At 75.5% G+C, this 12646-nt stretch carries 9 protein-coding genes and 3 tRNA genes; 3 read left to right on the forward strand and 9 right to left on the reverse strand.

Features of this window, described 5'->3' with window-relative positions:
- Window positions 1–24: 24 nt before the first annotated feature.
- The 3 genes from OO57_RS01255 to OO57_RS01265 all read right to left on the reverse strand — a co-directional run bounded on the left by OO57_RS01255 (window position 25) and on the right by OO57_RS01265 (window position 485).
- A tRNA-Arg gene (locus OO57_RS01255) sits at window positions 25–100 on the reverse strand.
- Between the two features lie 34 nt (window positions 101–134).
- A tRNA-Arg gene (locus OO57_RS01260) sits at window positions 135–210 on the reverse strand.
- Window positions 211–394: 184 nt separating this feature from the next.
- A tRNA-Ser gene (locus OO57_RS01265) sits at window positions 395–485 on the reverse strand.
- A 201-nt stretch (window positions 486–686) separates the two neighbouring features.
- On the opposite strand from OO57_RS01265, the gene OO57_RS01270 reads away from it, so the two are divergent.
- Complete coding sequence (locus OO57_RS01270; RefSeq protein ID WP_051776329.1) at window positions 687–4049, forward strand: PAS domain-containing protein; 3363 nt, start codon at window positions 687–689, stop codon at window positions 4047–4049.
- Window positions 4050–4056: 7 nt separating this feature from the next.
- Here the strand turns inward: OO57_RS01270 and OO57_RS01275 are convergent, their stop codons facing one another.
- Entirely contained in the window at window positions 4057–5550 is a 1494-nt protein-coding gene (locus OO57_RS01275; protein WP_051776331.1) for a sensor histidine kinase, read from the reverse strand.
- Complete coding sequence (locus OO57_RS01280; RefSeq protein WP_033250327.1) at window positions 5543–6220, reverse strand: response regulator transcription factor; 678 nt, start codon at window positions 6218–6220, stop codon at window positions 5543–5545. Before OO57_RS01280 ends, OO57_RS01275 begins: the two co-directional genes overlap by 8 nt.
- 136 nt (window positions 6221–6356) lie before the next feature.
- On the opposite strand from OO57_RS01280, the gene OO57_RS01285 reads away from it, so the two are divergent.
- Window positions 6357–7052: a hypothetical protein gene (locus OO57_RS01285; RefSeq protein WP_033250328.1), complete on the forward strand. Its 696-nt coding sequence runs from the start codon at window positions 6357–6359 to the stop codon at window positions 7050–7052.
- A gap of 19 nt (window positions 7053–7071) precedes the next feature.
- On the opposite strand, the gene OO57_RS01290 is transcribed toward OO57_RS01285, so the two are convergent.
- The 3 genes from OO57_RS01290 to OO57_RS01300 form a co-directional block, all read right to left on the reverse strand.
- Window positions 7072–7578 (reverse strand): DUF4396 domain-containing protein, encoded by a 507-nt coding sequence (locus OO57_RS01290; protein WP_033250329.1) that lies wholly within the window; start codon window positions 7576–7578, stop codon window positions 7072–7074.
- A gap of 118 nt (window positions 7579–7696) precedes the next feature.
- Entirely contained in the window at window positions 7697–9367 is a 1671-nt protein-coding gene (locus OO57_RS01295) for a long-chain fatty acid--CoA ligase (protein ID WP_033250330.1), read from the reverse strand.
- Window positions 9368–9612: 245 nt separating this feature from the next.
- Window positions 9613–10713, reverse strand: a complete 1101-nt coding sequence (locus OO57_RS01300) for a DUF1906 domain-containing protein (protein WP_051776333.1) — start codon at window positions 10711–10713, stop codon at window positions 9613–9615.
- 288 nt (window positions 10714–11001) lie between these two features.
- Here OO57_RS01300 and OO57_RS01305 point away from each other — a divergent pair, with 288 nt between their 5' ends.
- Window positions 11002–11850, forward strand: coding sequence for an EamA family transporter (locus OO57_RS01305; RefSeq protein WP_158714994.1), 849 nt, complete (start codon window positions 11002–11004; stop codon window positions 11848–11850).
- A 227-nt stretch (window positions 11851–12077) separates the two neighbouring features.
- Here OO57_RS01305 and OO57_RS01310 read toward each other — a convergent pair whose 3' ends face one another.
- A complete protein-coding gene (locus tag OO57_RS01310; RefSeq protein ID WP_033250331.1) occupies window positions 12078–12410 on the reverse strand; it encodes a hypothetical protein in 333 nt (110 codons plus the stop codon).
- Window positions 12411–12646: the final 236 nt, after the last annotated feature.

Here is a 12646-nt window from a genome sequence, read left to right on the forward strand (position 1 = left end):
GGGCGGGAACCCGGGGCCTTCGGCTGGTGCGCTCAGCAGGATTCGAACCTGCAACCTCTTGATCCGTAGTCAAGTGCTCTATCCGTTGAGCTATGAGCGCTCGGACGGCACCTTGCGGGGCCGCGAGCGGAGTTTGGTGCGCTCAGCAGGATTCGAACCTGCAACCTCTTGATCCGTAGTCAAGTGCTCTATCCGTTGAGCTATGAGCGCTCGCCCCGGCGGACTGGCCTCCTGGGCGGTGCGGGGACAACATTACATGACCTGCGACCTGGGGCGAAATTGATTGCCGACGGCCCGGTCCGGGCCCTGTCCAGACCCCGCCCGGAGCCCGCCGGAGCCCTGCGGGAGAACGCAGGAGCCCCGCCGGTCAGTGACCGACGGGGCTCCCGGTGAGCGGAGGCGGAGGGATTTGAACCCTCGATGGACGGTAAAGCCCAAACCGCATTAGCAGTGCGGCGCCATAGACCGGACTAGGCGACGCCTCCAACACCCGGACCGCGACCGGCACTCCGGCGCGTTCCGTGCGACTGAGATGATGCCATAGCCGACGGCCCCGGCACCAACCACCACAACGATACTGGCCGGGTCGTCCACGGCGCAAAGAAGAATGAGATACTTCGGTCTCCGAGGAGAGCCAGAGCCGCCCGTCGCAGCGGCGGCCCGAAGCCGTGAGGAGACCTGTCGACGTGAGCAGCAGGCCGACCCGAGGCGCTGCTCGCCTCGCCGCGATACTCGATGCACTGCCCGACCCGCTGCTGCTGGTGAACAGCAACGGCACCGTGGTCGACGTCAACAAGGCCGCCGTGGAGAGCCTGCAGGCACCCGGCACCTCGCTGGTCGGAATGGGCGTGCTGGACCTGCTGCCGGAGTTCGACCCCAGTCGGATCCCGGGTTCCATGCGGCCCCCCGCGAGCGAGACCGAGAGCCTGGACCGACCGGTCCGAATGACCGCCCGCCGCACCGACGGCACCGCCTTCACCGTCGAGGTGTCCGGCAACGACTTCACCGACGAGGGCGGCGGGGAGGCGCACGGCTTCCTGTCCTTCAGCACCAACGACCAGGGGCTGCTGCTGCTCCTGGTCCGCGACATGTCGGCCCGGCTGGGGGTGGAGACCGAGCTGCGGCGCCAGCACAAGCAGACCGAGATGATCCTGCGGGCCGCCGCCGAGGGCGTCCTCGGCGTCGACCTGGAGGGCCGCGTGGTGCTGGTCAACCCGGCCGCCGCGCACATCCTGGACTTCCGGGCCAGCGAGCTCGGCGGCCGCGAGCTGCACCCGCTGATCCAGCACTCGCAGCCCGACGGCAGCCCGCTGGCCGCCGAGAGCTCCGCGCTGATGGACACCCTGCACTCCGGCCGCAAGCACCGGATCCGCAACACCGTGCTGTGGCGCAAGGACGGCCGCCCGGTCACCGTCGACCTCACCACCGCCCCGGTCCGGGACGGCGAGCAGCTGGTCGGCGCCGTGATGACCTTCACCGACCGCACCCGCGAGCTCGCCCTCGCCGCCCGCAACGAGCACCTCACCGCCGTCCTGGAGACCGAGCTCGGCGGCGCCCTCACCGCGCTGCACGGCCGGATCGACGCCCTCGCCGCCGACCCCGCCGGGCAGCTGTGGCCCGAGGCCAACTGGACGCTGCGCCGGCTCGCCGACGAGTGCCGCCGGTTCGGGAAGCTGATCGACGGTGTCCTGGAGCACCAGCGCTTCGAGGCCGCCGCCGACCGCGGCAAGGCCGCCCTGGAGCGCGAGCGGGTCGGCCTGGACGAGGTCGTGCAGCTCGCCGTCGACCGGGCCGGGGAGCTGGTCGGGCCCGGCCGGGTCCGCTACTCGGTGCACGCCGCCGCCGTGAAGGTGCTCGCCGACCGCGAGCGGCTCGCCCAGGCGCTCGCCCACCTGGTCGCCGACGTCAGCGGCGTCACGCCCGCCCCCGGGCCCGCCCGGGCCGAGGGCGAGGCCGCCCCCGCCGGGGTGCCGTTCGCCGGGCCCGCACCGGCCGGCGAGCAGCCGCCCATGGTGGTGCTGGCCGCCGCCCGGCGCGGCGACGTCGCCCGGGTCGAGGTCCGCGGCCCCGCCCGCAGCTCCAGCGCCGTCCACCTGCCGATCGCCCGGGCCGCCGTCCAGCGGCACGGCGGGGTGCTGCAGCGCCACGACCTGCCCGCCGGGGCCGGGGCCACCTACGTGGTGGAACTGCCGCTCGACCCCGACGGCGAGGCGTCCGGCGCGCCGGACAAGCAGCAGCACGTCCCCGAGGACTCCGACACCGCGATGATCCCGGACCTGCCGGGCCAGGGCGTCCCGCCCGAGCTCCGACCGGCCGGTGACACGCCGTCAGCGGCCGCGGAGGACGAGACCGGGGCCGGGGCCGAGGCGCGCGCCGACGACACCCAGGGCTCCGGACGGCGCCGGGCCCGCACCGCGGACGCGCCGAACGCCCCTGGTGCCCCCGGCGCTCCGGACGCACCGGACGCGGCGCAGCCCGGGCAGGCCCCGCGCGGGCCGATCGCGCTCGGTGCCGGGCCGTCGTCCGCGGACGACACCTCCGGCGGCGAGGGCGGCGGCCGCTCCGGGCGGCGGGCCCGCCGGGCCGCCTCCGCGCAGGCCGCGGCCGGGGACGGCTCCGGGGCGCTGCACATCCCCGGCGTGCCGGACCCCGGGACGCCCGTCTACCCCGGCCTGGAGAGCGCCCTGGCCGCTTCCACGCCGGAACCGGTCACGCCGACCGCCCAGCCCACCGGGCGTCGGCGGCGGCTCGCGCTGCCCGCCGACCTCGCGGAGAGCGCGGAGGAGGTCACGACGGTCCTGCCGCCCGTCCCCGCCGCCGACCCCGCGCCGGGCGCACCGGGCGGTCCCGAGGCGCCCGCCGCCCCGCCGCAGCCGTCCGCGCCGCCGTCCGGCGCGCCGGAGTCCGCCGCGCTGGAGGTCGCCCGGCCCGCCGCCGCGGCGCTGCCCGCCGCGGACGCCGCCGGGGAGCAGCGCCCGCAGCCGGTCGGCAGCGGGCTCGGCGAGCTGCTGCCGCCGCGGCCGATGGGCGGCTTCCAGGCCGCCTTCCCGTCCGCGTTCCCCGGCCCTCCGGCTCCCGGTCAGGCGCCCGCCGCGAACGCGCTGCCCGCCGCCGGGAGCACCCCGCCCGCGGTCGACCCCACGGCACTGAACGGGCAGCGCCTGAACGGCCAGGCCCCGCAGGGCGGCCCCGGCGAGGGCGGCGGGCCGGGGGCGGCCCTGGCGCTGCCCGGCGGCGCCGCGGTCGAGGGGCGCACCCCGCCCCGGCCGATGGCCGAGCTCGCCCCCGCCCGCGAGCAGGCGCCGGACGGCCCGCGCCCGCTGCTGGTGTGGCCCGAGCCCGACCCGTCCACCCGGGGCGCGCTGGAGGCCCGCGGCTTCCGCCCGGTCGTCGTCGCCTCCCGCGAGGAGGTGGACGCCCAGGTGCCGCAGACCCCCGCCGCGCTCTTCGTCGACCCGCTGACCGGCCCGATCACCCGCACCGCGCTGCAGTCGCTGCGCACCGCCGCCCTGGCCGGGCGGGTGCCGGTGCTGCTGGCCGCCGGGCTCGGCCAGGCCACCCGGGACGCCGCGTACGGCGCGGACCCGGCAGTGCTGCTGCGGGCGCTCGCGCCCCGGGACGGCGAGAACCACGCGGCCCGGGTGCTGCTGGTGGAGTCCGACCCGGAGGTCGCGGCCGCGCTGGTGGCCAGCCTGGAGCGGCGCGGCATGCACGTCGAGCACGCCGCCGACGAGAACGAGGCGGTGGCCCGGGCCAGCAGCATCCAGCCGAACCTGGTGGTGCTGGACCTGCAGCGGATCGAGCGCCAGCACCTCGGGCTGCTCGACTGGCTGCGCGCCAACGACCGCCTGCACCGCACCCCGCTGGTCGTCTACACCTCGGCCGACCTGGACCCGCAGGCCAGGGCCGGGCTGCGCACCGGCGAGAACGTGCTGTTCCTCGCCGAGCGTTCCACCACCGAGGACGTGCAGGGCCGGATCGTCGAACTGCTGGCCCGGGTCGGGATGTTGGGCCAGGCCGTGACGGCGGGCAGCGGCGCCTCGCACTGACGTCTCGTCAACTGCCTTGCGGGAGTGGCCCGGCCGATGGGAGCCGGGCCACTAGGCGGGCGCCGCAAGGGTGTTCGGTGCCGGTCGGGTATTCGGCGCGGGTCGGGCGTTCGGCGGCCAGGGTGCCGCCGTGGTGCTCGGCGAGGTCCCGGGCGATGGCCAACCCCAGCCCGGCGCCGCCGAGTTCGCGGCTGCGGGCGTCGTCGAGCCGGGTGAACCGCTCGAACACCCGCTCCCGGTCCGGCTCCGGGATGCCCGGGCCGTCGTCGCACACCTCCAGCACCACCCCGCCCTCCTCGACGGCGAGTCGGACCTCCACCAGGCCGTCCGCGTAGCGCTGGGCGTTGTCCACCAGGTTGGTGAGCAGCCTGGTCAGCCAGGTGCGGTTGCCCAGCACCCTTGCCTCGGACGCGAGTTCGGCCCGCAGCGGGACGCGGTCGGCGGGCCGGGCGTCCAGCACGTCGGCGAACAGCACGTCCAGGTCCAGGAGTTCGGTGGCGACCGGGTCGGCGGCGTCCAGCCGGGCCAGCAGCAGCAGGTCCGCGGCGAGGTCCTGCAGGCGGACGGTGTCCTGCAGGGCGTCGGCGAGCAGTTCCGGCCACAGTTCCGGGTCGGGATGGGCCAGGGCGACCTCCAGCTGGGTGCGCAGCACGGCGATGGGGCTGCGCAGTTCGTGCGAGGCGTCGGCGATGAAGCGGCGTTGGCGCTGCCCGGCGTCCTCCAGCCGGTCCAGGGTGGAGTTGACGGTGACGGCCAGCCGGGAGACCTCGTCCCCGGTGTCCGGCACCGGCACCCGGCGGTGCAGGTCGTGGCCGGTGATCTCGGCGACCTCGGAGCGGATCGCCTCCACCGGGCGCAGCGCCCGGCCGGTCACCCGCCAGGTCACCAGCGCCACCAGGGCGACCAGCAGCGGCAGTCCGACGGCGAGCGCGGCGGTGGCGGTCCGGTTGGCCGCGTCCACCGGGCCCAGCGAGACCGAGGCGTAGATGGTGACCTGCCCGTCCGGGCCGGAGACGGACGTCGAGACCACCCGCCGGCCGCTGCCGTCCACCAGCTTGACGATCTCCTGCTCGTCGCCCCGGCGCGGGAGCCGGCGCTCGAACGGCGTCACGCTGTCCTCGTCGAGGTCGGGGACGGACGGCGGGAGGGGGACCGGGGGGAGGGGCCGGGGCAGCGCGTCCAGGGTGGCCGAGATCAGGTTCCCCTCGGCGTCGAACACCCGGAGCGAACCGCCGCCGGGGTTCGAGATGACCGGCGGCAGGTGCTGGCGCACCGCCACCGCGGCCACCTCGTCGACCTGCCGGACGGCACTCTCCCGGACGTCCCGGGTCAGGTTGGCCTGCAGCACGCCGAGCAGCGCCAGCGCCGTCCCGCCCAGGGCGAGGGCCACCACGGCGGTGGCGGCGAAGGTCGCCCGGGCCCGCACCGAGCGCGGCACCAGGCGGCGCAGGGCGCGGCGCAGGGCCTGGTGCAGGGTTTGGCGCCGCGCCCGGTCAGCCACCGTCCACCGCCAGCCGGTAGCCCGCCCCGCGGAGCGTTCCGACCGCGCTGCGGCCGAACGGGGCGTCGATCTTCCGGCGCAGGGCGCTGATGTGCACCTCGACGATGTTGGGGTCGCCGTCGAACGCGGAGTCCCAGACGCTCTCCAGGATCTCCCGCTTGGACACCACCCCGCCGGACGCCCGGGCCAGGCACTCCAGCACCGCGAACTCCCTTGCGGTGAGCCGCACTTCGGTGCCCGCCCGGGTGCACGTCCGGCGGGCCGGGTCGATCGCCAGGTCGCCGAACTCCAGGGTCTGCGGCAGGCGGCGCCCGGTGCGGCGGACCAGGGCGCGCAGCCGGGCCACCAGCACCACGTACGAGAACGGCTTGGAGAGGAAGTCGTCGGCCCCCGTGTCCAGGGCCTCGGCCTCGTCGAGCTCGCCGTCCTTCGCGGTGAGCATCAGGATCGGGGTGTCGTCACCGGCCGCCCGCAGCCGGGCGCAGACCCGGTAGCCGTTCAGCCGGGGCAGCATGATGTCGAGCACGATCACGTCGTAGTCGTGCTCGGTCGCCGCCCACAGCCCCTCCTCGCCGTCGTGGGCGAGGTCGACGGCGAAGCCCTCGGCCCGCAGCCCGCGCTGCAGCGTGGCGGCGAGCCGCCGTTCGTCCTCCACCACCAGTACGCGCATGGGGGACAGCGTCGCAGGCGCCCGCCGGGACGGACAGGGCGGCTTCAGGTGGGCTTCAGGCGGGTGGCGGCATGCTGGGCGCCCGGCCGGACGGGATCGGTCCCCGGCCGCAGTCCCACGAGGGGGTCGCACCCACATGTCCGAACCGCAGTCGCCGGAGTTCGCGTCCGAGCCCGAGCCCGAGCCCGGACCCAAGCCCGGGCCCGCGTCCGAAGCCGCTTCCGGGCCGACCGAGTTGACCAAGTCCCCGCTGCCCGAGCCCACCGAGCCCGCCGGGGCCGCGCGGCGGCGTTCGTTGCGGCTGCCGCGGCGGCGCGAGGTGCGGTGGGTGCTGGGCGCCGCCGCGGTGGTCGTGCTGGGCGTGGTGGCCGTCGAGGCGGGGGCCGCGCTGGAGCGGCACCACGATCGCGGGAGGCCCGTGTTCGACCGGGCCCACGCCGTGAAGGTGCCGGGCGTCGAAGTCCCGGGCCTCCCCGGGCTGCCGGGTGCGCCCGGGACGCTGGTGGTCCGCGGCGAGGACGGCTCCGTCCGGGCCGTCGTCGGCGGCGACGGCGAGCTGCCGGAGGGCCCGTTCCGCCCCGGGGCCGACGGCCGCGCGGACGGGCGGCTCGCCCCCGCCGCGCTGCCGGCCGTCCCCGCCGACCAGGCGCTGGCCAAGGCCGCCGCGGCCGTCCCGGACGGCAAGGTGGCCGCGCTGGAGGTGGTCGGCCGCGAGGGCGGCGGCAGTTCCTGGGCGGTGGAGGTGCTCGGCGCGGACGGCGTCCGGCACCTGGTGACGGTGGACGGCACCGACGGGTCGGTCACCGGCAACACCGTCGCGGGCGGGCGCTGAGCCGTACCGCGGGCCGGGGTCAGTGGTGGTGGGCGTGGACCACCGCGTGGCCCCGGCCGCGGCCGATCAGCCAGCGGTTGACCGGGACGGTGACCACGAAGGCGAGCGCCAGCGAACCGGCCAGCGAGGCCCAGAACAGCGGCTGGCCGAGGCCCGCGTCCATCGCCCCGGGGACGGCCACCATGACGCCGTTGTCGATCAGCTCCATGACGAGGATCGACACGGTGTCGGCGGCCAGCGCGACCCTCAGCGCGTCCCGGAAGGGCAGCCCGGCCCGCAGCACGCCGCGCATGGTCAGCGCGTAGCCGAACACGAAGGCGAGCGCGACCGACAGCGCTACGGTCGCGCCGTTGTGCAGGCCGAGGCCGACGCCGATCACCTGCCCGAGCACCTCGCCGATGGCGCAGCCGGTGAGGCAGTGCAGCGTCGCCTGGGCGGCGGTGCGCCAACTGGCGCCGGGGTGGACGTGCGGGTGGCCCGCGTGGCCCGCGTGGTGCTCGTGTCCGGCGTGCGCGCTGTGCTCCATGACGGCCCTCCTCGTCCGGTCGGGTGGGTTCCCCGGTCGCCATGAACGTTATACCCCCCAGGGGTATTCCGAACCGGCTTCCGGGGTCCTCCTGCCCAGGGCCGTCAGGAGCCCGCCGTCAGCCCTTGTCCGCCTTGCCGAGCACCGTCACGTCGAGGCGGTCGGCTGCGTAGTCCGCGCGGATCACCTTCTTGTCGAACTTGCCGACCGAGGTCTTCGGCACCGACTCGATCAGCGACCAGCGCTCCGGCAGCTGCCAGGAGGCGACCCGCTCGGCCAGGAAGGCCCGCAGCTCGGGGAGCCCGGCGGTGGCGCCGGGGCGCAGCACCACGGTGGCCAGCGGGCGCTCGCCCCACTTCTCGTCCGGGACGGCCACCACGGCGGCCTCGGCGACCTCGGGGTGGGCCATCAGGTGGTTCTCCAGCGCGACCGAGCTGATCCACTCGCCGCCGGACTTGATCACGTCCTTGGCCCGGTCGGTCAGGGTCAGGTAGCCGTCGGCGGTGATGGTGCCGACGTCGCCGGTGCGCAGCCAGCCGTCGGGGCTGAACTTGTCCTCGGGCGCCTCGGCCTCGTTGCCCGCGCCGCCGAAGTACGCCCCGGCGATCCACGGCCCGCGCACCTCCAGCTCGCCCTCGGCGACGCCGTCGTGCGGCACCGCCTCGCCGCCGGGGCCGATCAGCCGGGCCTGCACCGAGGACGGGAAGACGCCCTGGGTGACCCGGTACGCCCACTCCTCCTCGCCGGTGACGCCGGCCGGCGGGTGGGCGACGGTGCCGAGCGGGGAGGTCTCGGTCATGCCCCAGGCGTGGATGACCCGGATGCCGTGCCGCTCCTCGAAGGCCTTCATCAGGGCGGGCGGACAGGCCGAGCCGCCGATGACGACGGTCTCCAGGGTGGAGGTGTCGTAGTCGCCCGCGTCCAGCTCGTCCAGCAGGCCGGTCCAGATGGTCGGGACGGCGGCGCCGAAGGTCGGCTTGACCCGGTCGATCATCGCGGCGAGCGGCGCGGGCTGCAGGAAGCGGTCCGGCATCAGCAGGCTCGCGCCGGTCATGAACGCCGCGTGCGGGATGCCCCAGGCGTTGACGTGGAACATCGGGACGACCGGCAGCACGGTGTCGCGGGCGGTCAGGCCGAAGCTGGAGGCGGCGATGATCTGCATCGAGTGCAGGTAGATCGAGCGGTGGCTGTAGACCACGCCCTTGGGGTCGCCGGTGGTGCCGGAGGTGTAGCAGAGCGCGGCGGCCTGCTTCTCGTCGATGTCGGTCTGCCACGGGTAGTCGGTCGGCCGCCCCGCGAGCAGTTCCTCGTAGTCGTGCACCGTCCCGCCGAACCCGGCCAGCAGCGCCGGGTCGTACGCCCCGGCCACCACGACGTGCTCGACCGTCCCGGCCAGCTGCGGCAGCACCGCGGCCAGCAGCGGCAGCACCGAGCCGTTGACGATCACCACCCGGTCCGCGGCGTGCTCGACGATGTAGACCAGCTGGTGGGCGGGCAGCCGCAGGTTCAGGGTGTGCAGGACGGCGCCCATCGACGGTATCGCCAGGTACGCCTCCTGGTGCTCGGTGTTGTTCCACATCAGGGTGCCGACCGGCTCGCCCCCGGCTACCCCGAACTCCTCGCGCAGGGCGTGCGCGAGCTGGGCGGCGCGGGCCCCGACCTCGGCGAAGGTGCGCACCACGGGGCCGTCCTCGGTCCAGGTGGTGACGGTCGACCGGCCGTGGATGGTGGACCCGTGCTGCAGAATTCGGGCGACGGTGAGCGGAACGTCCTGCATCGTGCTGTACACGCGGGTCCTCCTTGACCGGCCGGCACGTTGCTACCCGTAGGTAGCAAGCGATTCCCCCGATTGTTTCCCCGGTGCGCCCCCGCTGTCAGCAGTCGCAACCGAGATGAGACCGAGCCCTTCCCCGCAGGTCGCGGCGCGTGTCCGCCCGGGTCCGGGGCGTGGCGGTGCGGCGGGCCGGGCGCGCACCCCGTCCGAGCGGCGGGCCGGGCGCGCTCCCGCGCCCTCCCTCCCGGTCCCCTACCCGCTCAGCGGGCGACCGGACCGTCCAACTGGTCGCGGTCCACGGTCAGCGCGGCGCCGCCGTACGTCTCCTGGACGTTGCCGCGGTACTGGTGGATCCGGGCGTGGTCGGCCCACAGGTCGTCGCCGAGGCGGCCCGCGCCGTCGGTGGTGGTGGCCCGGTCGTCCCAGCGGGCGTACCAGACCGCGTCCGGCAGCGGCGCGCTCCCGGCCCGGGCGGCGGCGGCCAGGTCGGCGATGCCCGCGTCGGTGGAGGAGTAGAAGCCGGAGCGGAAGCCCGCCCGGTGCAGGGCCTGCGTCCAGCCGACGGTGAAGTCCGTCACCGCCTGGCTGCACGCCGAGTCGCCGCGCGGGTACGCCTCGATGTCCAGGTAGACGGGGGTGCCGGTGCGCAGCCCGAGGTCCTTCACCGCGCGCACCGCCTCGGCCGCCTCCTCCTTGCCCTGCTGCACCGCCTTCGCCGGGTCGATCCGCTGCGTCTTGCCGCTCGCCGCCATGCAGGGCGCCTGCCGCCCGACGTGGGTCGGGACCAGCTGCCAGCCCATCGCCCGGACCTCGCGCACCCAGGCCGCGGTCAGCCGGGGCTGCGGGCAGGCCCGCTGCCGACCGCTGGTGTAGATCCCGACCGCGCCGTACGGGGAGGTGCCCCACCAGGCGCGCATGGTCTCCAGCGGGGGCGCGGTGCAGGCGTCGAACCCGGCGCCGGTGAACACCTCGGCGGGCAGCGGGGCCCGACGCGAGCGCAGCGGGTCGGGCAGCACCGTGCGGCTCAGCCGGACGGGCGGCGGCTCGGCGGCCGACCCGGTGGCGGTCGCGGCGTTCGTGGCGGCGGTCGCGGCGTTCACGGCGGTCGCGGCGGCCGTCAGCGGGGCGGCCTGGTGCGCCACGGCGGGCAGCCGTTGGGCGGCGAGCTCGGGGGCGAGCTGCTGCTGTTCCTGCCGCGGCTGCTGTTCCTGCCGTGGTTCGGTGGCGGACGCGGGTCGGGCTCCGGCCCGGGCGGGGGCGGCCGACGGGCCGGCCGCCAGCATTCCGACGGCCTCCTGGTCGGTGGCGAGCAGCAGGACGAGTGACGCGGCCGTCAGGGCCGCCGGGCCGAGGTAGCGCATCCCTCCAGGACTACTGACGCGGCGCCGGACCGTCCGGCAGGACACGCCGCCGGGGGCGTCGGGTCACCCGGGTGGCGCTGCGACACAGGCCGCCGGTAACCGTCTTTGACCATTTCCACTCCTTACGCCAAACTCGATCACATGTCAGGAGCCTCCCTCACCGCAGAAAGCACAAGCGAACTCCCGGGCATCGCCTCCATTTCCAAGGTTGATTCCGGCGCGGTCCGGACACGGCCGCACGGTGGGCGGCGGCAGCGGCAGCGGCAGCAGCGCTGGCGCCTGGGGAGCGTGCCGGCGCCGGTGCTGTGCCTGGTGTCGATGCTGGCCGTGCAACTCGGCGTGGCCGCGTCCAAGCCGCTGTTCGGGGTGCTGGGCGTGGCGGGGGCGACCTTCCTGCGGATCTCCTTCGCCGCCGTGGTGCTGCTCGCCGTCACCCGCCCCCGGCTGCGCGGCCGCAGCCCGCGCGACCTGGCGATGGCCGGGCTGCTCGGCGTCGCCTCCGCCGGAATGACCCTGCTGTTCGCGGGCGCCGTCGACCGGCTGCCGATGGGCACCGCCGCCACCATCGAGTTCCTCGGCCCGCTGGCCGTCGCCCTGGTCTTCGCCCGCCGCGCCGGGCACGTGCTGTGGGCGGCGCTGGCCGCGGCGGGCGTCGCCCTGCTCACCCTGCTGGGCGGCGACGGGGGCGGGGGCGGCCTCGACCCCGTCGGCCTGGCCTGCGCGTTCGGCGCGGCGGCCTGCTACGCCGGGTACATCCTGTTCACCGACAAGGTCGGCGCGGCCTTCAAGGGCTTCGAGGGCCTGGCGGTCTCGTTCACCATCGGCACCGTGGTGCTCGCCCCGTTCGGTGCCGCCGAGGCGGTGCACGGCCTGGCCGGATCCGGCTCCCCCGCCCTGCTGCTGCTCGCCGTCGCGGGCGTCGCCCTGCTCTTCCCGGTGCTGCCGTACGCGCTGGAGATGACCGCACTGCGCCGGATGTCGCAGCGGGTGTTCAGCGTGGTCGTCAGCCTCGACCCGGCGGTCAGCGCCCTGGTCGGACTGCTGGTGCTCGGCCAGGTGCTGGGGCTGCCGCAGGTGCTGGGCATCTGCTGCGTGGTCGCCGCCAGCGTGGGGGCGACGCTCACCGCACGCCGCTGAGGCGGCCCGCGGCCCGGCCGCCTCGCCACCTCGCCGCCTCGCCGCCCGTGAACGCCTCGGGGGCGCGGCGGCCGCCGTTGCGGCACCGCGCCCCCGAGGGGTGGTGATCGTCGTCGTTCGTCGTGTGCCCCGAGGCGGTGACCCTTTCCACTCCCGGGTGCCCCGGCGGTCCGTGCTCCGTCCGGTCCGGCGCCCCCGCCGGTCCGTCCGCACGTCCCGTCGGAGGGTCAGTACGAGTAGACCGGCGCGAAGACGAAGTTGAAGTTCTTGTCGGACTGGTCGGCGTAGACGAAGCCCGAGTTGTCCTTCACCCCGAGCGTGTTGTTCTGGTTCGACGCACCGGCGCCGGTCGCCGTCTGCTGGGTGGAGCTGTAGTTGCCGTCGACCGATCCGAAGATGTTGCCGCTGCCGAAGTTCGAGACCACGCCGCTGTTCGAGCCGTGGTCGGCAGCCGCACCGTTGTCGGCCGCCGCGGCACCCGCCCCGGCCAGCAGCAGACCCGCCGCGAGTGGGACGGACGCGACCAGCGCGGCCAGGCGTGTGGTGCGGAAGCGCGCCATGCGTTTTCCTCCGTGGTTCTTGCCGGTACTGCCAGGTGAAAGGTGTTCCGGAGTCCGTGGCCAGACGATCCTCCGGGGGCTGCGACGCCGAGGGACAGACTTCCGCAACAAATCGACAAAGCACCAGCACCGCCGAGCCTTTTCCCCCGTTAGCGTGACGCGGTGGCAGTGGCGCATAATCCCGGGCCGATCGGTTCGTCGACAGACACACCGCCCACCAGCTGCCGTTTCGCCCG

The organism is Kitasatospora phosalacinea (assembly GCF_000717185.1).
Taxonomy (GTDB): domain Bacteria; phylum Actinomycetota; class Actinomycetes; order Streptomycetales; family Streptomycetaceae; genus Kitasatospora; species Kitasatospora phosalacinea_A.

Coding starts and splice junctions, on each gene's coding strand:
- OO57_RS01285 (WP_033250328.1), top strand. CDS start 6,357: ATGTCCGAACCGCAGTCGCCGGAGTTCGCGTCCGAGCCCGAGCCCGAG.
- OO57_RS01280 (WP_033250327.1), bottom strand. CDS start 6,220: ATGCGCGTACTGGTGGTGGAGGACGAACGGCGGCTCGCCGCCACGCTG.
- OO57_RS01300 (WP_051776333.1), bottom strand. CDS start 10,713: ATGCGCTACCTCGGCCCGGCGGCCCTGACGGCCGCGTCACTCGTCCTG.
- OO57_RS01290 (WP_033250329.1), bottom strand. CDS start 7,578: ATGGAGCACAGCGCGCACGCCGGACACGAGCACCACGCGGGCCACGCG.
- OO57_RS01310 (WP_033250331.1), bottom strand. CDS start 12,410: ATGGCGCGCTTCCGCACCACACGCCTGGCCGCGCTGGTCGCGTCCGTC.